Here is an 18,496-nt window from a genome sequence, read left to right as displayed (position 1 = left end):
TTATTTTTTCTCCGGGAAAGGAATCACCAGTTTTTCGCCGCGTTGGGCAAAATCCCGGCTCTTGCCGTTGGCCTGCATGAGGAGCTCTTTGCTGATACCGTATTTGCTCGCTACGACGCGTAGCACGTCACCCGGCCCAACGGTATGCACCGACTGCACCCGCACGTTGAGTTTTGTAACACCCGACTTTAGATCGGTGCTGAAATCTTTGATGTTCGGGTTGAGGGCTTTTAACGTTTCGGGCTTTAGGTTGTAGCGGTTGGCTATGCCGAAGAGGGTTTCGCCGGCCTGAACGGTATGCGTGTAGGAGGTACCTCCCACGTCGGCCTTCTTCGGCTCTGGCTTGGCTGGCTCTGGTTTAGCCGGTTCTGGCTTGGGAGCTTCGGCCCTGGGCGTTTCCACGGCCGGAGTTTCTACCGGCGGTGGTAGCGGCAGCGTCGTCTCGGGCAGGTCCGACACCTCTCCCGAATCAATCATTTCGGGTTCGGCCAGGATCGGATTAGCCTCCGACTCGAACAGTACGATGTTACTGCTCGTGTCGGGTACGATGCTCGTGAGCTCCTCGGCACCGGAGGTGTCGTCGGCAATGTACTCGTAGCCAACGTACAGCATTCCTAGTACCAAAAGTACCAATACCGTCAGGGTGATGAGCGGCAAATTGGAGGTTTCGGTAGGCCGAATGTTACGTTTCTTTGGAATTTCGTCTTCCATGGGTGCTTGCTTATGTGTAGTAGCTTGTGGTTCAACCTGGATACTTATCTTCTTAAACGAACGCAGGGGGGTACTTGTGCAAAATGATTTATTTTTTCAGCTCGGCATTCATCTCGGCCACCTTTACTTTGAGCTGCTGCTTGTAAGCCAGCAGCCGCTCGGCCAGCTCCTGGTCGAAGGCACCTACGATCTGCGCCGCCAGGATACCGGCATTTTTGGCCCCGTTGAGCGCCACCGTGGCCACAGGTACCCCACCGGGCATTTGCAAGATGGAAAGGACCGAGTCCCAGCCGTCGATGGAGTTGCTGGACAAAATAGGTACCCCAATAACGGGTAGCGTGGTCAGGGAGGCTACCATGCCCGGCAGGTGCGCGGCTCCGCCCGCTCCGGCGATGATGACCTTCAGGCCCCGGTCGCGGGCGCTCTGGGCGTAATCAAACATGCGGTCGGGCGTGCGGTGCGCCGACACGATTTCCAGCTCAAAAGGTACCTGCAACTCCGTAAGTACGTCGGCGGCTTCCTGCATGATCTTGCGGTCCGACAAACTACCCATTATTATTCCAACCATAACTAGCGTATATGTTCTTTTGGTGAAGCGAGAAAAAAGTACCCAAAGTACTTCGAGGTACCCCGCTCCCCGTTGCTTTTCTTTCTTTTTACTTACTAATGACGCGTATTGTTTCTTTCACCCAGGTCGTTTTTTCTTTCAGGGCGGGTAGTTCCTGATCCATCACGGTTACGTGGCCCATTTTGCGGAAGGGGCGCGTCTGCGCTTTGCCGTACAAAAACGGAAACACCTCCGCGGCGGCCAGCAGGCTTTCCATGCCTTCGTAGTAGGCCGGGCCCGCGTAGCCTTCTTCGCCCAGCAGGTTCACCATGGCGGCGGGGCCGTAGGCGTGGGTACTTCCCAGGGGTAGGCCCAGGATGGCCCGCCAGTGCTGCTCAAACTGCGAGGTGGCGTTGGCCCGGATGGTATGGTGGCCGCTGTTGTGGGGCCGGGGCGCTACTTCGTTAATAAGTACCTCGCCCGCGTCGGTCACGAAAAGCTCCACCGCCAGCAGCCCCACGATGCCCAGCGCCTCGGCCGTTTGGCGGGCCAGCTGCTGTGCTTTATCTTCTACCGCCGCGTCAATAGCGGCGGGGGCGTAAAGGTACTCTACCAGGTTATGCTCGGGATGAAACACCATCTCGACCGTCGGGAAAGTACGTACCTCACCCGAAGTACCTCTAGCCACAATCACGCCAATTTCTTTGGCAAAGGGTACCGCTTTTTCAAGTACCCCCGGCGCGTCGAAGGCTTTGTCGAAGTCGGCCTCGGAGGCAATCCGCTGCACGCCGCGGCCGTCGTAGCCGTCTTTGCCCAGCTTATGAAAGGCCGGGAGCAACGCCGGGTGCTTTTGTACGTCGGCCTTGTTTTCCGTTAACACAAAATCAGCCGTAGGCAGATTATTTTCGCGGTAAAACTGCTTCTGGACGCGTTTGTCCTGAATGAGGCGGATCACCGCGGGCTGCGGGTACACGCGCTTTCCTTCGCGCTCCAAGGCCTCCAGCGCTTCCACGTTCACCTTCTCGATCTCGATGGTGATGACGTCCAGCGCCTGCCCAAACCGGTACACGGTGTCGTAGTCTTGCAGCGAACCTACCTCAAAATGCGCGGCGATCCGGCTGCACGGGGCGTCCGGGTCGGGGTCGAGTATACTAATATTTAAATTCCAGTCGACGGCAGCCTGCAAGAGCATCAGACCGAGCTGACCGCCGCCCAAAATACCAATTCGGGATGAAAGCATGGGGTAAATACGTGGCTTTGTGCAAAGTTGGCAGAAAAACCGAAAACATAAAACCGCCGCGTGCTATTTCGCTCCGTCGAAGTTCGTATCCTTCTTCCCGGAAAGTACCCTTTATTTATTCACGAAAGCTTTACAACGCCGTAAAGTACCTTGGGTCTAACTTCGCCATTTTTGCACCCATGCCTACGCCAAGTACCTTTAAAGTACCTACGGCACGAAGAATTTCCGGGCGTCGTAGCGGTATATTCCATTATTTATACCACTTTACGTACCAAGTACCTAACTACCCTCTTCATGAAACGCTTAGCTCCCCTCTCTTTGCTCCTGCTGCTGGCACTGAGCCTGCACGCCCAGCCCGGCCACGTGATTGTTATCGGAGTCGATGGCCTTAGCCCCGACGGCATCCGAAAAGCCCAGACGCCCGTCCTGGATTCGCTCATGCGCGCGGGCAGCTACTCGCTGAACGCCAAGGCCGTGTACCCATCGTCGAGTAGCCCCAACTGGGCCTCCATGATCACGGGTACTTCGCCCGCCCACCACGAGATCTGGTCCAACAAATGGCAACGCACCGACATCGCCGACAAAAGCTACTGCGGTGGTGCCAAGGGGCAGCTCTTCCCGACCATCTTCCGGGTGGTTAAAGAGCAGCTCCCTAAGGCCAGTATTGCCTGCTTTTACGACTGGGACGACTTCGGGCGGTTGCTCGAAGACGACGTTTGTACCGTAAAAGAAGACCGCCAGGGCGAGGACGACACCGCCCGCCGCGCCGCCGAGTACATCCGGGCCAACGCGCCTACGTTCAGCTTCGTGCACTTCGACCACGTAGACCACGTCGGGCACGAGATCGGCCACGGTACACCCGCCTACTACGCGTCGGTGAGCAAGGCGGACTCGCTGATCGGCCAGGTACTGAACGCCCTGCGGGCCAGCGGCAAAGCCAACGACGCGGTGATACTCGTCACGGCCGACCACGGTGGCGTCGAGAAAGGCCACGGGGGTACCAGCGCCGCCGAAATGACCATCCCCTGGATCATCGCGGGCAAGGGCATCAAGCCCAATCACCAACTCAAAACGCCCATTGACACCTTCGATACGGCCGTCACCGTGGCGCGACTCTTCCGCGTGCGGCCGCCCATCTGCTGGACAGGCAAGGCCATCCTGGAGGCAATGGTGGAGTAGGTACTTGGTAATGAGTATACTTACGAGCTGCTATGCTTTTAATGCAAATGTCACCCTTTACTCCACGAACTCATGTACTGGTCTCTACTGCTCAGCATCCTGCTCTTCTTCGGAATACTCATCGTGGTAAACATCCCCGCGCCCTTCCTAGGCCTCAACTTCGAGAGCGACGCCAAGCCCCGGCTCTGGTTTCAACCGCCCGGTTTCGTGATTCCCATCGTGTGGTTTGTGCTTTTTACGCTGCTGGGCATCGCGCGCTATAATTTGCTACAGGCCCAACAAAACGGGTACCAGGGCTGGCTCCTTGGGCTCGCCGTCCTGTGCGCTACGTATGCGTACTATACGCTGGGCCTGGCCAAGTGGATGGGTATTTCAGCCCTGTGGTACGGCCTCATCGGAAACCTGATCGTGATCGCCTTCGCCGCGCTCGTGGTGTATAAGTTGTATCCCGTTTCCAAAGTAGCCTCTTTCCTCACGCTGCCCGTCATTCTCTGGACCGCCTTCGCCAGCCTCATCGTGGTGGGCGAAATGAAGCTGGAGAAGTTGATTTAGGGAGTAGAAGCTATTTTGCAGAAGTTTTTCCACCGATAAAGCTAAAATAGCCGTTCGCCCCCCATCGGGGTCGCATGTTTATAGAAATACGGTTTAGCTATATACCTTCGACCCCGATGGGGGGCGCACAGGCCGTAGTAAGTGATTCTTTAAAAATGACATAACTAATCATTACTTCCCAAAAATGCCCTACCCTACTCAAGAAACCCTGCGCGAGATCCGCGAACTCTTTGATCAGTTTGGCCGGGAGCCCTACTACGGCGAGGAGGTGTCGCAGTTTGAACATGCCGCCCAGGCCGCCGAGCTGGCCCGCCGCGACGGCTACGACGAAGAAGTGCAGCTGGCGGCCTTTCTGCACGACATCGGCCACATGCTGCCCGTCACCGATCCCGCCGACCTCATGGAGGAGTACGGCCGCCGCGACCACGAAAGCGCCGCCTCCGACTGGCTGCAGGAGCGGGGCTTCTCCCAGAAAGTAGGTACCTTGATCGAGAACCACGTCAACGCCAAAAGGTACCTTACCTACAAGTACCCCGAGTACCTGCGGGCACTCTCGCACGCCAGCCTCCAGACGCTCCGCTTCCAGGGCGGGCCCATGCCCGAAGCCGAGGCCACGGCCTTTGAACAAAACCCGCACTTTGGGCTCATCATCCGGATGCGCCGCTGGGACGAGGCCGCCAAAATGACCGACTACCCCACCCCCGACCTGGGCCATTACCTGGCCATGGCGGAAAGGTACCTGGAGGCGTAGCGAGTACTTAGCGCTTAGGACGGCGTTTGAGCAGGGTAATCTGGGACAGGCTCTTCCCCTCGTTACGACCAAAAAGCAGGTGCTTGGGGCTGCCGACGATCTGCGAGGAGTAGATACCCGAGTGCCCCGAGAAAAGGTAGGCCGTAACGCAGGCAATGGCCACAAAGACGCCACTCTCGGCCCCGAAGAGCTCGATGCCCATGATGGTACAGGCGATGGGCGTGTTGGTAGCCCCCGAAAACACCGCCACGAAGCCCATACCCGCCAGCAGCGCCACGGGCAGCGGCATGAAGTAGGCCAGCGCGTTGCCCAGGGTAGCACCGATAAAAAACAGCGGCGTCACTTCGCCCCCCTTGAAGCCCGCGCCCAGGGTAAAGGTTGTGAGCAGTAGCTTGAGCGCAAAATCGTAGAAAGGCAAGGGGCCCTCAAAAGCCGCCAGGATGGTAGGTACCCCCAGCCCGATGTACTTGGTAGTACCCAGCAGGTAAACCACCACGGCCAGCACCGTCCCCCCCACCACGGGCCGAAGGGGTGGGTACTTGAGGGTACTCTTAAATACATTTCCGAAGTAATGCACCACCACCGAAAAGCACAGCGCCGCCAGCCCGAACACAATCCCCGCGGCCACGGCCCAGATAAAAAAGGTGGGTTGCATGGCCGGAATGTCGGGTATGGCGTAGTGGGTGTGGCCTACCTCCCACCAGTGGCAGGTGTAGTCGGCCACGACGGCCGTGAGCAGGCTGGGCAGCAGGGCCTCGTAGCGCACGCGCCCAATCATAAGTACCTCCAGCGCAAACACCGCCCCCGCCAGGGGCGTGCCAAACACCGCCGCAAAGCCCGCACTGATGCCCGTCGTGAGCAGGATCTTACGGTCGCGGGGTTTGAGGCGCAGCCACCGGGTAAACTGGTCGGCGATGGCGCCGCCCATCTGGACGGCGGTACCTTCACGCCCCGCCGAGCCGCCAAAAAAGTGCGTCACCAGGGTGCCGAACAGGACCAGCGGAGCCATTTTGAGGGGGATGATCTGCCGGGGTGTGTGGAGCTCCTCGAGCAGCTGATTGTTACCCTTGACCACGTCCTGCCCCCAGTAATGGTAGCTTAGGCCCACGATGAGCCCGCCCAGCGGCAACAGCCCAATGATCCAGAGGTGGGCTTCGCGCCACCGCGTGGCCCAGTCGAGCGAGACGAGGAAAAAAGCGGAGGCCGAGCCCACCAGGATTCCCACGCCCAGGGCGATCAGAACCCATTTTGCCACAAAAAGAAAATAGGTAGTTTGCTCGATCGAGCGGAAGCGCTGGCCCTGGGAATGCATAAAATTGCTTGGTTGTTTGAAGTACATAGCTGATCTACGTTGACGATTGTCAATGCGTAGGCGCCATCATTCCCAAGCAGTGCGGGACGGTTCGAGGCAGACACCATTGCCTTCGTGGCAAAAGTACTAAAAAAACAGAAACGCCAAAGTACCCCCAAGGCTGACGGGGTACTTTTCCTGCCTATATTTGGTCATTCGTTGTTCTATACCCGCTAGGCTCCCATGTCCCTTCTCCAAAACCTCCGGCAACGCAACGCCATCCTGTACTACCTGGGCGTCGTGAACCTGGCCGCAGCGCTCGTCCTGCTGCCTTTTCTGTGGCTTGACGAGCAGCCGCTTCTGGGGATCAATCGCTGGGTCAAACCGTTCAAATTCTTCGTATCCATTGGCATTTACGCGTTTACCCTCGCCTGGCTCACCGGCGACCTGGAAAATCAGCGCTACGTGCGGCGCTTTTCGTGGCTCGTTTGTCTTTGTATGGCGGTAGAAATGGTGATCATTACCTTACAGGCTTTCCGGGGGCAAAAATCCCACTACCACCAGGAGTCGCTGGAGGGTATGATCCTGTACAATGTGATGGGAGGCTTTATCGTCTTTAATACCATCCTGGTGGGTACTTTGGCCTATCGTTTTTGGAAAAATCGTTTTCCGCAACTCCCGGCGGCCTACCTTTGGGGCATACGGCTTGGCCTGCTTTTGTTCTTGCTAGCTAGCCTGGAAGGGCTGTACATGGCGCAGCAGCCGGGCCATACCGTGGGTGGCCCCGACGGCGGCGCGGGCCTGCCGCTGCTCAACTGGAGTACCCGCTTCGGCGACCTGCGCGTGGCGCATTTTGTGGGGCTGCACGGCCTGCAAATCCTGCCGCTGCTGGGCGCGGCCCTGAGCCGCGGAAAGGTACCTTTCCGGGTGGGCTGGGTGGTGGTGACTTTTGTCTTCCTGCTGCTGCTCACGCTGGGTACCTACGTTCAGGCTATCCAAAAAGTACCCCTCTGGGCCACGTACTAAACTCTCTGGTGAAAATTTTCCCACCTTCGTCCGTGTAGAAATACCGTGGGGTAGTCTTCTACTGTATACAATCTAATGGTACTTTGAATTATGCGTTTGCAGCGACTCAACCTATTCTTTACGATTTTTCTCTTTTTTGCCGCATTCCACGCCCATGCCCAATCTGTCTCTACGGCCAAACCCTGGACCCTCTGGTGGTGGATGGGCAGCGCCGTCACGCCCGAAGATATCACGCACGAGATGGAGCAGTTTGCCAAAGCGGGCTTGGGCGGCGTGAACATCATTCCCATTTATGGTACCAAAGGGTACGAGTCGCAATTTTTGCCGTTTTTGAGCGAAAAATGGCTGGCGGCGATGGAGCATACCGTGCGCGAGGGAAAACGCCTCGGCCTGGGCGTAGATATGTCCAACGGTACCGGCTGGCCCTTCGGTGGCCCCAACGTAACCCAGGAAATGGCCGCCCAGAAGTGGAAGTACCTGGACGGGAAATTTGTGGCCGAGCCCACCCGGCAGCAGGTGAAGCGCGCCGCGCCGGGCGGTGTGGGGCTGGTGCTGGACCCTTTTCAGGATCAAGCCATGCGCAAGTACCTGGCGCGTTTCGACTCAGCCTTTGCCAAAACCACCCTGCGCCCCCGCGCCATGTACAACGACTCCTACGAAGTGTACGGGGCCAACTGGACCACCGATTTTTTGCAAGAATTTGAAAAAAGACGCGGCTACGATCTGCAAAAAGTAGGGTCGCTGCTTCAGGACACGGCAGGTACCTTACCCAGTACCCTGGTACGCATCGACTACCAGCAAACGCTCTCGGAGCTGTTGCTGGAGCGCTACGCCAATCCCTGGACTAGCTGGAGCCGCGAACACGGCTTCCTGACCCGCTACCAGGCTCACGGCTCCCCCGGCAACCTACTCGACCTCTACGAAAGCGCCGACGTACCCGAAACGGAGTCGTTCGGGACGAGCCGGTTCAAAATCCCCGGCCTGCGCATCGACCCCGACTACGAGGTAGATCGCTTCGGGACGCCCCACCCGCTGGCGATGAAGTTTGCGTCGTCGGCGGCGCATTTTTCGGGCAAAAAAATGGTCAGCTCCGAAACCGCCACCTGGCTCGCCAACCACTTCAAGGTGTCGCTGTCGCAGGTCAAACCCCAGGTCGATGAGCTCTTTACGGGCGGTATCAACCACATTTTTTACCACGGCACTACCTACACGCCCGCCCAAGAGGCCTTCCCCGGCTGGCTGTTTTACGCCTCCACCAACTTCGGCCTGCGCTCGCACTTCTGGGAGCACCTACCCCTGCTGAACAGGTACATTGAGCGCTGCCAGACGTTGCTGCAAAACAGCCAGCCCCACCACGACGTGCTGCTGTACTTCCCCATCCAGGATCTCTGGGCCAAGCCGTCTGCGTCGGGCATTCACCTGCTGGAGGTACACCACGTAGACCGCTGGCTGCTCCAACTACCCTTCGGGCAGCTGGCCGAGCAGCTCTGGCAAAAAGGCTACGCCTTCGACTTCGCCTCCGACGCGCAGCTGAAACGCCTGCAAAGTACCCCCGCCGGGCAGCTCAGCTCCGGCTCTACCGAGTACAAAACGCTGCTGATTCCGGCCACTACCTACCTGTCTGAAAGTACCCTGGCGGAGCTGCTTCGCCTGGCGCGGGCCGGGGCACGGATCGTTTTTGCCGGGGAGCTTCCCAAGTACCCCATGGGCTACCACCAGCACGCGCAGCGGCAGGCGGCTTTTGCCGAACAACTCAACGCATTACAAGCGTTCAAGAATGTTTCTACCGGCGCTGACTGGCAGCGGGTACTTTCGCAGCAGGCTCCGCCCGAAACCTGGGCCGAGCAGGGGCTTACCTTTATTCGTAAAAAACACCAAGGTACCTCGCTGTACTTCGTAGCCAACCTGGCCGACCAATTCAGCGAAGGCTGGGTGTCGCTGGCGGCGCTGCCGGGTGCCGTAGAAAAATACGACCCGCTCACTGACCAAAGTACCCTGCTACCGAGCCGACGCACCGGCGGACGCGAGGAGGTACTTTTGCACCTGCTGCCGGGCCAGTCGTGCTTTTTGCGCCCGGCCAAAAATCAGAAGCTACCCCCAGCGCCCGTCGCTGCCCGCCAAAAGTACCCCCTGACGGGTACCTGGCAGCTGGCTTCGACGAAAGGTACCTCCAGCCTACCCGCCACCAGCCTGCCGCAGCTGACCTCCTGGACTACCCTCTCCGACTCGGCGGGGTACTTTTCGGGCACGGCCCGCTACACGCTCCGCTTCGACGCGCCCGCCCAGGTACTTAAAAGCAAAACGCTCACCCTGGACCTGGGTGACGTGCGCGAGGTAGCCCACGTGCGGCTCAACGGCAAAGAGGTAGGTACGGCCTGGGCGCTGCCCTTTCAACTGGCGCTCAACGGGGGTACTTTACAAGCGAAAGACAACGTGCTCGAAATTGAGGTCACGAACCTCTCGGCCAACCACATGCGGCTGGTGGACCGGCAGAACCCCGGTTGGAAGAAATTCTACGACGCCAATATCGTGGACATCACCTACCGGCCCTTCGACGCCACCCGCTGGGAGCCTATGCCCTCCGGCCTGCTGGGGCCGGTGCAGTTGCTGCACTGAGTTTTATGGGTACCTTTGTAGGTACTTCTAAACCTGGAATACAAAGTGAGTAAGTCGATTTAACTACACCTGTATTTTACTAAATCTATATACTAAAAGGATTCAACTATGAAAGATTATAAAGTAGAATCGCTCATTTATTACAGCAAACTAACCCTGGATTCGGAGCATATCGTAAAAAAATCCAAGGAAGAAATTCAACAGAAACTGGACGAATACGCCGCTAACGGCTACAACTTAACGTCAACCACGTCAACGAGTTTTGGGACGGCTATTTACATTTATTTATTCTTTGAAAAAGAGGTATAAATACTCATTTAGTGAACTGTGCGCTGGGTTCATGACCATCCGTTAAGTGCCGTAGGTACGATCTATGTATAGTCAAGCTGACCACCCGAATCCATCCTCGTGCCTTTAGGTACGGAACCAGCGGTAGTCGTTGCGTACCTAAAGGCACGCCTAACCTATTTTAAAGTATACCTGTTCCTATAAATATTCGACCGCTACGCGGCCAATAAGCGCCCAGTTCACGTTAAAATACTCTTTTTTCTATTCCAAAAATGCTCTCGGACTTCGGTATCATCCTGCTTTTTATTCTGGCGGCCATCGTGCTGATCATGGTTGTGCTGGGGGCCTCGCGCCTGCTCCGGCCCAATCGCCCCAACGAAGAAAAACTCACGACCTACGAGTCGGGCGAGGAGCCGCTGGGCAACGCCAACGTGCAGTTCAACGTGCGGTTTTACGTGGTGGCGCTGGTGTTTGTGCTCTTTGAGGTAGAGCTGATCTTTCTGTTTCCGTGGGCGGTGGTGTTTGGCAACGTCGACCTCATCGAGCAGACCGACGGCCGCTGGGGCTGGTTTGCCCTGGCCGAAATGCTCGTCTTCGTGGGCATGCTCACGCTCGGCCTGGCCTACGCCTGGCGCAAGGGGTACCTCGACTGGGTGCGACCCACGCCCCAGGTACCCCACACGCCCTCGCCGGTACCTCCCGCGCTCTACGAGCAGCTCAATGAAAAGTACGCGCCTAAAGTTAAAGTACCTTAGCCGGGGTACTTGGGAAAAGGTACCTGCAAGTACCTTCGGGATACAAAGTACCTTCGCGCTTTATCCTTTGTACTTACAACCTTACGGCTAGCATCAGCACCAAAGAAGTACTACTTTTGTTTTCAGTACGGATTACCCCAAGAAGGAGAAAGGTACTTTGGCTTTATCCCTTTGGGCGTTACCCTCTTTTTCAAAAGCGAAGGCCGGGACAAGTCGCTCTGTTTTTTTCTTTTTAGTAGCTGTTTCTAAAACTACCCACTCGGTGGGTAGGTACCTATACTTATGCAAGACCGCATCAAAACCGGCGACGGGGGCATTATCCTCACCAGCGCCGAGGATTTACTGAACTGGGCGCGGCTGTCGTCGCTTTGGCCGATGGGCTTCGGGCTGGCGTGCTGCGCCATCGAGATGATCGCCACCTACGCTTCGCACTATGACCTGGAACGCTTCGGGATTTTCCCGCGGCCCTCGCCCCGGCAGTCGGACGTGATGATCGTAGCGGGTACCGTTACCTTCAAAATGGCCGACCGCCTGCGCCGTCTCTACGAGCAAATGCCCGAGCCCCGCTACGTGATTTCGATGGGTAGCTGCTCCAACTGTGGCGGCCCCTACTGGGAGCACGGCTACCACGTGGTGAAGGGCGTGGACCGCATTGTACCGGTAGATGTGTACGTGCCGGGCTGTCCGCCCCGGCCGGAGGCGCTCATTGGGGGCTTCATGCGCTTGCAGGAGAAAATCCGGCGCGAACACCCGCTGGCCCCGCAGATGCTCCTCGACATGGAGGCCAAAGCGGCCGAAGCGGTATAATTTTATTTTCCCAAACAGGATAGGTACTTTGGCGGTTTGATAAAGTACCCACCAGGCCCACGGAAAGTCCATCAGTAGTTACGAATATGCATTTTACGGACATACAAGCCATACTGGCCGGGCAGTTTGGCGAAGCCATTCAGCCCGACGCCCCGGAAAATCTGCTGCAACCCGCGCTTTCGATCCAAACCGAACGCCTGGCGGATGTCTGTGCTTTTCTGCACCGCGACGAGCGGCTCTACTTCGACCACCTGGCCTGTGTCACGGCCCTCGACAACGGCCCCGGCCTGGGTACGATGGAGGTAATTTATAACCTGACTTCCATTCCTTACGGCCACAACCTGATGCTTAAAGTAAAGCTGCTGCGCAACCAGCCCGGCGAGCCGCTGCCCCAGGTACCTACCGTGAGCCATATCTGGCGCACCGCCGACTGGCACGAGCGCGAAGCATACGACCTGGTGGGTATCCATTTTGAGGGGCACCCCGACCTGCGCCGCATCCTGCTGCCACTCGACTGGGAAGGCCACCCGCTGCGCCGCGACTACGAGGTGCAAGAGGTATACCACGGCATCCGGGTCAGATACGAAGACCGCAACGTACCTACGGCCGAAGGTTGATCAAGCAACTTCTTCGTCCGCTTTCTGGCTTTTACCCGCTACCTGACTTATGACATTCAAACGCTTTTTTTTCGCTTTTTCCCTGCTGTACCTGGCTGACTCGTCCGGTAGCTACGCCCAGACCGACTCCGTCATCATCACCGGCCGCATCCTGAACCTGACGGCCCCGCTGTACCGCTCGGCCCCGGCCATTACTTTCTCGCGCAACAACCTGCTCCAGCTGCAGACGGAGCTCACCCGACAGGCCCCTTTACAGGCCGACGGCAGCTTCCGGGTGTCGCTGCCGCTGATTTTTTCGCAAGAAGAAATCTACCTCGACTACGGCGGGCTGGTATTCACGACCTTCCTGGCGTCGCCGGGCCAGGTGCAGATTTCCTTTGACGCCGACTCCATGTTCAAGGCCCGCAAGCTCTTTTACTTTGCTGGTGTGCAGGCCGAAGCTAACAACCAGTACTCGCAGTACGTCATGGAAGAAACCCGGCTCATGCAGGCCGACAAGCGGTACGGGGCCAACTTCTTCGAGTACTTCTGGGAGCAGAGCTCCACCGGTGCCCGACGCGACTTGCAGCGCCGCACCGAGCTGCGCCTTTCGGCCCTCAAACCCCTCGAAAGCCAGGGGAACGTAGCACCCGGCCTCCTGAGCTGGGTACAGGCCCTGGCCAACGACGAGCAGCTGGCGTTGCTCTACGAGCACGCCCTGTCCAATGACCTCAACCTCGAACAGGGCCTCTTGGATAGCCTGGCGCGCCTGGCCGCGCCGCCACTGACCTTTCAGCACGTAACCTGGGCCACGCGCACCTCCCACTACCTGGAGCGCCAGATACGCCAATGGAGCGCTACCAACCCGAGCCGCGCGCGTGCGCTGCCGGTAGATCAACTAGCCAGCCTGATTCTGCGGTACGTAAGCCCGCTATCGGCCACCGAGCGCCTGCAGCTAACCCAGATCCGCGAGGAGAAAAGTACCCAAAACAGCGGCGTGGAATTCATGAGCAAGCTCTACATGCGCAACCGCCGGGCCATGGACCTCATCACGGGTTTTGAAAAAAGCTACCGCATTTGTCAGGATTTGTTTGGGACCAATGCCGCCGACTTTTTTGCGGCCTACTACCCCGTTTCGACGCTTCACCTACTTACCCTGGACGACCAGAACCTGCTGTATAATCACGTCAAGGACCAGATCCAACAACCGCAGTTCCGGGCCTCACTGGACGAGCTCTTCCGGCTCGAAACCAAAGATAGCGCGGCCATCCGTACCGTCCTGAACCGCCGCGACCTGGGGTCGGAACCCAAAGAAGTGCAGCCGGGAATCTGGCTGGCGCAGTCGGAGATCGGGGGGACGGCCTGGTTCCGGCAGATTCAGAATTTGTACAAAGGGAAAACGCTGTACCTGATCAAGTGGAGCCTCGACGACGACGTGAGCCGCCGCGAGCTGGCTTTTGCCCCGGCCCTGCGCGCTCAACTACCCAACGACGTCGAGTTTCTGTACATCCACCTCTCCGACGACGACTCCGGTACGCTTCAGGATCTGTGGAAGCAATATACCATCCGCCACCAGCTACGCGGTGTGCACCTTTACCTGAACTACAGCCAGGCCCTGGCGCTTTCGTTCCGGCTCAACCCGCTGTCGTCGCCTTCATTTGCCATTCTTAAACCCAACGGAAAGTACTATACCCGCAAAGCCCCCCCGCTCAGCGACGCCGAAAAAGTCCGTAGCGCGCTTTTAGACGCGCGCCGTTCACGCTAGCTTTTTCACGTTGTACTTGTACTCATGAAGTACCTGGTTGCCCAACACCTCGCGCTGGGGGTACTTCGAGAGCTGGCGTACGCGACAAAACACCTTTATTCGTTCTTACTTGATAAGGTCCGGCCATCCGTATGGCTACTTTCAAGTTGAGCGAAGCAGGGAAATGTACGATTTTTAAACAGCCTACGCTTCCGGCGTGTTTAGTGTTTGTTTCCAATCGAGCTATGTTCCGGTACTTGCTTCTCCTGCTGTTTTTATTGGGAGCCTATTCGGTGTCTGCTCAAAATCTCGATAGCCTCCAGGCCATCCGTTACCAGCAAGACAGCATTCGCTATACCAAGCTTAAAGAGCGGATGTCGCGAAGTAAGTTTTCCCGGCAGGTGTACCGGCTCCTCTTTCGGGACGTATACAACAAAAGTACCCAAGGCGAAGTAAACGCCATCGACAACAACCCCTTCCTGCCCTTCGAGGGCCTCACCATTGATACCATCCGGATTCGGCAGCTGGATATTTTGGGCCAATCGGTGTATGACACCAACCGCACCGGCAACCGCCTCGAGGGATTTGTGAGCCGGAACTTTCACACCAACACCCGCGAACGGATCATCCGGAAATCTTTTTTGCTGTTCAAAGAAGGGGACCTCATCGACCCGAAGGTACTGCTGGACAACGAGCGGCTCCTGCGGGCCAACCCCATTATTCTGGATGCCCGGATTCTGGTTATCCCGCGCGATGAGCCCGAAGGAAGCGCCGAGCTCCTCATCCTGATCCAGGATGTCTTTTCGTTCAACGTGTCGGGTTCTTTCAGCGGATTTACTAATTTTCGGCTGGGCCTGGACAACATCAATGTAGCGGGCAATGCGCACTCGCACTACAACGCCATCCGTTGGGACGCCCGCGATACCCTCCAGCGCTTTCAGTTTCGAAGCGTCTACACGATTCCCTACATCGGCAAAACGTTTATTACCGGTCAGGCGAGTTTTATCTGGGAGCGCGATCTGAAGCAGCAATCCCTCCGCTTTGCGCGCCCCTTTATCACCTCCGAGACCCAGTACGCCGGAGCTTTTGAGATGGGCCACTACCGCATTCAAGAGTACAAGCGGCTCGTTAACGACGCCGATACCCAGTTTAGCTATCCCGTGGCCTTCAATTTCTACGACCTGTGGCTGGGTCGCTCGTTCAAGATTCCATTTAAGAAATGGCTCTCCGACGAAAAAACGCGTCTGGTGGTTGCCTTTCGTACCAATAACTACAGCTACCGGGAGCGCCCCGTAGTACGCTCCGATACCAACCGAATCTACTGGAACCGGCAGGCCAACTACCTCAGCCTGGGGTACTCCAACCGCAACTACAAGCGCGACGTACTCATCTACGGCTTTGGCCGTACCGAGGACGTACCCATCGGGAGCCTCTTTGCCATGACGCTAGGACAGGAAACGACCCAGTTTGGCGAGCGCGGCTACGGCGGCGTGCAGTACGCCATTGGCAGGTACCTACCCAAGGAACGGGGGTACGTGTACGCCCTGGCCAACTTCGGCAGCTACTTTCAGTCGGGCCGGGCACAACAAGGGGTACTAAGCGGGCAGCTCAACTACTTCAGTCACTTGCTGCCGGTGGGCCTGAGTAACTTCCGGCAGTTTGTGACCCTCCGCTATACCTACGGCATCCAGCGCGACCCGCTCGAATACCTCAACATTAGCAACCTACAGGGTATCCGCGGAATTAACAACGACCTCCTGATTGGCACCAAACGACTGACCCTAGGGCTGGAGACGGTTTTATTTTCCTGGAAAAGTATTCTGGGTTTCCGGGTAGCTCATTTTGTTTTTGCCGACCTGGGCCTCGTCAACAGTACCCGCTCGCTATGGAGCGGTCCGCTCTACCAGGGCTACGGCCTGGGTGTGCGGCTACGCAACGAAAGCCTCACCTTCAACACCTTTCAGATCCAGTTTGGCTTCTACCCCAACCTACCCGACGCCAGCTCGGCCTGGCGCTTCCGCCTCGACGGCGTAGCTCCGCTGCGCTTGCCGGACTTCGATATTTCGGCCCCATCCATCGTGCCGCTACGCTAAAAACCTGCCGCCAGCGGAGAATTTACTACACACTGTCGGAAAAATTCTTCACGCCCGGTTGCCAGCTACCAGTGCTGTTGCCCTGGCCTGGCCTAATTTGTTGGCTCATTCGGCTCCCGTTTCCCCTATTTCCGGAGCATCCCCCAAAGAAATACTTCATCATTTCATTACTTAAGGGTACTTATTTCAATTAACTAATTAAATTTCAACCACTTAGTTAATAAAATCTCAAAAAACAAGTACTTCAATTTACCGGTAGTTGCTGAACAGGCTAGCCTATAGGCATGATTTTGACGGCCTATTCCTAGCAGAAGTAGTGAAAACAAATCGACAAATTCATGCAAGACGGCAGAAAACGAGTAGTCATATCAAATGTTTCTCCCCAGATTGAAGCCGGACAGTACCCCGCAAAAGGCGTAGTAGAGGAAGGGATTGTGCTGTCGGCCGATGTGTTCTCCGACGGCCACGACGTAGTCAGGGCCAGTGTACTGATCAAACACGAATCCGAGCAGCAGTGGCAGGAACTACCGATGGAGTTTGTCATCAACGATCGTTGGGAAGTATACTGGCGACCCGAGCAACCCGGTTTTTACCAATTCCAGGTACAAGGCTGGATCGATCACTTTACGACCTGGAAAAAAGGATTAGTCAAGAAATACGACGCCCACCAGGACATAGCGGTGGAGCTGGAAATTGGCGTGGCACTGGTGCAGGAGGTACTTTCCTTGGCCAATCCTCAGGACAAGCCCCTACTGGACCAATGGATTGAAGCGATAAAAGCCGTAGAAGACCCGGCGCAGGCGATGCCGCTGGTACTGAGCGATGCGCTAAGCCGGGCGCTGAATTTGGTGAAGCAAGAAGCGCTGACAACGCGCTCGCCGTCGGTATATCCTTTAGAAATAGAGCGAAAAAAAGCAGGCTTCAGCGCCTGGTACGAGCTATTTCCCCGCTCGGCCGCCGCGGAGCCCGGCAAGCATGGTACCTTCAAGGACGTCAAGAAATTGGTACCGATGGTAGCCAAAATGGGCTTCGACACGCTGTACTTCCCCCCCATTCACCCCATCGGGGAGCTCAAACGAAAAGGTAAAAACAACTCCCTGACGCCCTCCCCCACCGATCCCGGCTCGCCCTGGGCCATCGGCAACCGGCTGGGTGGGCATAAAGCGATCCATCCCGAGCTGGGTACGCTGAAAGACTTCCGGGACCTTATCAAGGAGGCTAAAAAGTTCAATATTGAGCTGGCCATGGACATTGCCTACCAGTGTGCGCCGGATCATCCGTACGTGAAGGAACACCCGCAATGGTTTGTTTGGCGACCCGACGGCACCGTGCAGTACGCCGAAAATCCACCCAAAAAATACGAGGACATTCTGCCGTTTAATTTCGAAACCGACGACTGGGAAAACCTGTGGCAGGAGCTCAAGAGCGTCATCGACTACTGGATCGAGCAGGGTATCCGGGTGTTTAGAATCGATAACCCGCACACCAAAGCCTTTGCGTTCTGGGAGTGGATGATCCGGGAAGTGCGTAAGGTACATCCGGAGGTACTTTTCCTGGCCGAGGCCTTCACGCGTCCGCGGGTGATGGAAAAGCTGGCCAAAATCGGCTTTAACCAATCCTACACCTACTTTACCTGGCGCAATACCAAATGGGAGTTTGAGCAGTACCTCACGGAGCTTACCCAAACCGATCTGCAGTACTACTTCCGACCCAACTTCTGGCCCAACACGCCCGATATACTACCCCACCACTTGGTAGTGGGCGGCGAAAACGCCCACATCATGCGCCTTATTCTGGCCGCCACGATGTCGTCCAACTACGGCTTGTACGGTCCGGTGTATGAGTACGGCGTGAATACGCCGCACCCGGGTAAGGAAGAATATACCGATAACGAAAAGTACGAAATCAAGCATTGGAACTGGGAGCAGTACAGCCGCACCCGTGAGATCATCACGCTGGTAAATAAAATCCGGCGCGAAAATCCGGCGCTTCAGGCCACGCGCAACATCCGGTTTACGGACACCGACAACGAGCAGATTATCTGCTACACCAAAACGGAGCCCGCTACGGCCAACGCCGTGATTGTGGCCGTGAACCTGGATGTACATAATACCCAGGGCGGGCACATCAAAGTACCCTTGCACCAGCTGGGCCTGCACCCCGACCAGCCCTACCTGGTGCGAGATATGCTCAGTGGCGAAAAGTACCGCTGGCGGGGCGAATACAACTACGTGCAGCTCAATCCGTACGAAATGCCGGCCCATATTTTTAAAGTTGAACCCTATAACCAATGATGTAAT

Annotated in this window: 16 protein-coding genes and 1 riboswitch; of the genes, 12 read left to right on the top strand and 4 right to left on the bottom strand. The window is 56.9% G+C overall.

Features of this window, described 5'->3' with window-relative positions; genetic code table 11:
- The 3 genes from HNQ92_RS20560 to HNQ92_RS20550 all read right to left on the bottom strand — a co-directional run bounded on the left by HNQ92_RS20560 (nucleotide 1) and on the right by HNQ92_RS20550 (nucleotide 2,498).
- Nucleotides 1–711 carry a LysM peptidoglycan-binding domain-containing protein gene (locus HNQ92_RS20560; RefSeq protein ID WP_184176798.1) on the bottom strand — a complete coding sequence of 237 codons (711 nt, stop codon included), beginning with the start codon at nucleotides 709–711 and terminating at the stop codon, nucleotides 1–3.
- An 88-nt stretch (nucleotides 712–799) separates the two neighbouring features.
- Nucleotides 800–1,279: a 5-(carboxyamino)imidazole ribonucleotide mutase gene (gene purE, locus HNQ92_RS20555; RefSeq protein ID WP_184176796.1), complete on the bottom strand. Its 480-nt coding sequence runs from the start codon at nucleotides 1,277–1,279 to the stop codon at nucleotides 800–802.
- Between the two features lie 88 nt (nucleotides 1,280–1,367).
- On the bottom strand, nucleotides 1,368–2,498 hold the full coding sequence (locus HNQ92_RS20550) for a 5-(carboxyamino)imidazole ribonucleotide synthase (RefSeq protein WP_184176794.1): 1,131 nt from the start codon (nucleotides 2,496–2,498) through the stop codon (nucleotides 1,368–1,370).
- 294 nt (nucleotides 2,499–2,792) lie between these two features.
- Between HNQ92_RS20550 and HNQ92_RS20545 the strand changes: the two genes are divergently transcribed.
- From HNQ92_RS20545 to HNQ92_RS20535, 3 genes are all read left to right on the top strand, one after another.
- A complete protein-coding gene (locus HNQ92_RS20545) occupies nucleotides 2,793–3,677 on the top strand; it encodes an alkaline phosphatase family protein (protein WP_184176792.1) in 885 nt (294 codons plus the stop codon).
- Between the two features lie 72 nt (nucleotides 3,678–3,749).
- The gene (locus HNQ92_RS20540; RefSeq protein WP_184176790.1) at nucleotides 3,750–4,229 is read left to right on the top strand and encodes a TspO/MBR family protein; all 480 of its coding nucleotides are present in this window, start codon (nucleotides 3,750–3,752) and stop codon (nucleotides 4,227–4,229) included.
- Between the two features lie 184 nt (nucleotides 4,230–4,413).
- Nucleotides 4,414–4,980 carry an HD domain-containing protein gene (locus HNQ92_RS20535; RefSeq protein WP_184176788.1) on the top strand — a complete coding sequence of 189 codons (567 nt, stop codon included), beginning with the start codon at nucleotides 4,414–4,416 and terminating at the stop codon, nucleotides 4,978–4,980.
- Nucleotides 4,981–4,987: 7 nt separating this feature from the next.
- Here the strand turns inward: HNQ92_RS20535 and HNQ92_RS20530 are convergent, their stop codons facing one another.
- Nucleotides 4,988–6,292, bottom strand: a complete 1,305-nt coding sequence (locus HNQ92_RS20530; protein WP_184176786.1) for a voltage-gated chloride channel family protein — start codon at nucleotides 6,290–6,292, stop codon at nucleotides 4,988–4,990.
- Nucleotides 6,293–6,342: 50 nt separating this feature from the next.
- Nucleotides 6,343–6,412: riboswitch (Fluoride riboswitch) on the bottom strand.
- A 102-nt stretch (nucleotides 6,413–6,514) separates the two neighbouring features.
- On the opposite strand from HNQ92_RS20530, the gene HNQ92_RS20525 reads away from it, so the two are divergent.
- From HNQ92_RS20525 to HNQ92_RS20485, 9 genes are all read left to right on the top strand, one after another.
- The gene (locus tag HNQ92_RS20525; RefSeq protein ID WP_184176784.1) at nucleotides 6,515–7,297 is read left to right on the top strand and encodes a hypothetical protein; all 783 of its coding nucleotides are present in this window, start codon (nucleotides 6,515–6,517) and stop codon (nucleotides 7,295–7,297) included.
- Nucleotides 7,298–7,387: 90 nt separating this feature from the next.
- Nucleotides 7,388–9,913: a glycosyl hydrolase gene (locus HNQ92_RS20520; RefSeq protein WP_184176782.1), complete on the top strand. Its 2,526-nt coding sequence runs from the start codon at nucleotides 7,388–7,390 to the stop codon at nucleotides 9,911–9,913.
- A gap of 108 nt (nucleotides 9,914–10,021) precedes the next feature.
- Nucleotides 10,022–10,222, top strand: a complete 201-nt coding sequence (locus HNQ92_RS20515) for a DUF4177 domain-containing protein (RefSeq protein ID WP_184176780.1) — start codon at nucleotides 10,022–10,024, stop codon at nucleotides 10,220–10,222.
- Between the two features lie 251 nt (nucleotides 10,223–10,473).
- Nucleotides 10,474–10,956 carry an NADH-quinone oxidoreductase subunit A gene (locus tag HNQ92_RS20510; protein WP_184176778.1) on the top strand — a complete coding sequence of 161 codons (483 nt, stop codon included), beginning with the start codon at nucleotides 10,474–10,476 and terminating at the stop codon, nucleotides 10,954–10,956.
- A 282-nt stretch (nucleotides 10,957–11,238) separates the two neighbouring features.
- On the top strand, nucleotides 11,239–11,763 hold the full coding sequence (gene nuoB, locus HNQ92_RS20505; RefSeq protein WP_184176776.1) for an NADH-quinone oxidoreductase subunit NuoB: 525 nt from the start codon (nucleotides 11,239–11,241) through the stop codon (nucleotides 11,761–11,763).
- An 86-nt stretch (nucleotides 11,764–11,849) separates the two neighbouring features.
- Nucleotides 11,850–12,380: an NADH-quinone oxidoreductase subunit C gene (locus HNQ92_RS20500; protein ID WP_184176774.1), complete on the top strand. Its 531-nt coding sequence runs from the start codon at nucleotides 11,850–11,852 to the stop codon at nucleotides 12,378–12,380.
- A 49-nt stretch (nucleotides 12,381–12,429) separates the two neighbouring features.
- Entirely contained in the window at nucleotides 12,430–14,124 is a 1,695-nt protein-coding gene (locus HNQ92_RS20495) for a hypothetical protein (RefSeq protein ID WP_184176772.1), read from the top strand.
- 224 nt (nucleotides 14,125–14,348) lie between these two features.
- Nucleotides 14,349–16,196 (top strand): hypothetical protein, encoded by a 1,848-nt coding sequence (locus HNQ92_RS20490; protein WP_184176770.1) that lies wholly within the window; start codon nucleotides 14,349–14,351, stop codon nucleotides 16,194–16,196.
- Nucleotides 16,197–16,534: 338 nt separating this feature from the next.
- Nucleotides 16,535–18,490 carry an alpha-1,4-glucan--maltose-1-phosphate maltosyltransferase gene (locus HNQ92_RS20485; protein ID WP_184176768.1) on the top strand — a complete coding sequence of 652 codons (1,956 nt, stop codon included), beginning with the start codon at nucleotides 16,535–16,537 and terminating at the stop codon, nucleotides 18,488–18,490.
- Nucleotides 18,491–18,496 lie beyond the last annotated feature (6 nt).

Origin of the sequence: Rhabdobacter roseus, from assembly GCF_014202275.1 — a bacterium.
GTDB lineage: Bacteria > Bacteroidota > Bacteroidia > Cytophagales > Spirosomataceae > Rhabdobacter > Rhabdobacter roseus.
Note: the sequence above shows the minus strand (reverse complement) of the source record. Positions and strands in the feature narration are given on the sequence as shown.

What these genes read in the sequence shown, in the direction of transcription:
- HNQ92_RS20560 (WP_184176798.1), bottom strand. Translation starts at nt 711, where the DNA reads ATGGAAGACGAAATTCCAAAGAAACGTAACATTCGGCCTACCGAAACC.
- purE (WP_184176796.1), bottom strand. Translation starts at nt 1,279, where the DNA reads ATGGTTGGAATAATAATGGGTAGTTTGTCGGACCGCAAGATCATGCAG.
- HNQ92_RS20550 (WP_184176794.1), bottom strand. Translation starts at nt 2,498, where the DNA reads ATGCTTTCATCCCGAATTGGTATTTTGGGCGGCGGTCAGCTCGGTCTG.
- HNQ92_RS20545 (WP_184176792.1), top strand. Translation starts at nt 2,793, where the DNA reads ATGAAACGCTTAGCTCCCCTCTCTTTGCTCCTGCTGCTGGCACTGAGC.
- HNQ92_RS20540 (WP_184176790.1), top strand. Translation starts at nt 3,750, where the DNA reads ATGTACTGGTCTCTACTGCTCAGCATCCTGCTCTTCTTCGGAATACTC.
- HNQ92_RS20535 (WP_184176788.1), top strand. Translation starts at nt 4,414, where the DNA reads ATGCCCTACCCTACTCAAGAAACCCTGCGCGAGATCCGCGAACTCTTT.
- HNQ92_RS20530 (WP_184176786.1), bottom strand. Translation starts at nt 6,292, where the DNA reads ATGCATTCCCAGGGCCAGCGCTTCCGCTCGATCGAGCAAACTACCTAT.
- HNQ92_RS20525 (WP_184176784.1), top strand. Translation starts at nt 6,515, where the DNA reads ATGTCCCTTCTCCAAAACCTCCGGCAACGCAACGCCATCCTGTACTAC.
- HNQ92_RS20520 (WP_184176782.1), top strand. Translation starts at nt 7,388, where the DNA reads ATGCGTTTGCAGCGACTCAACCTATTCTTTACGATTTTTCTCTTTTTT.
- HNQ92_RS20515 (WP_184176780.1), top strand. Translation starts at nt 10,022, where the DNA reads ATGAAAGATTATAAAGTAGAATCGCTCATTTATTACAGCAAACTAACC.
- HNQ92_RS20510 (WP_184176778.1), top strand. Translation starts at nt 10,474, where the DNA reads ATGCTCTCGGACTTCGGTATCATCCTGCTTTTTATTCTGGCGGCCATC.
- nuoB (WP_184176776.1), top strand. Translation starts at nt 11,239, where the DNA reads ATGCAAGACCGCATCAAAACCGGCGACGGGGGCATTATCCTCACCAGC.
- HNQ92_RS20500 (WP_184176774.1), top strand. Translation starts at nt 11,850, where the DNA reads ATGCATTTTACGGACATACAAGCCATACTGGCCGGGCAGTTTGGCGAA.
- HNQ92_RS20495 (WP_184176772.1), top strand. Translation starts at nt 12,430, where the DNA reads ATGACATTCAAACGCTTTTTTTTCGCTTTTTCCCTGCTGTACCTGGCT.
- HNQ92_RS20490 (WP_184176770.1), top strand. Translation starts at nt 14,349, where the DNA reads ATGTTCCGGTACTTGCTTCTCCTGCTGTTTTTATTGGGAGCCTATTCG.
- HNQ92_RS20485 (WP_184176768.1), top strand. Translation starts at nt 16,535, where the DNA reads ATGCAAGACGGCAGAAAACGAGTAGTCATATCAAATGTTTCTCCCCAG.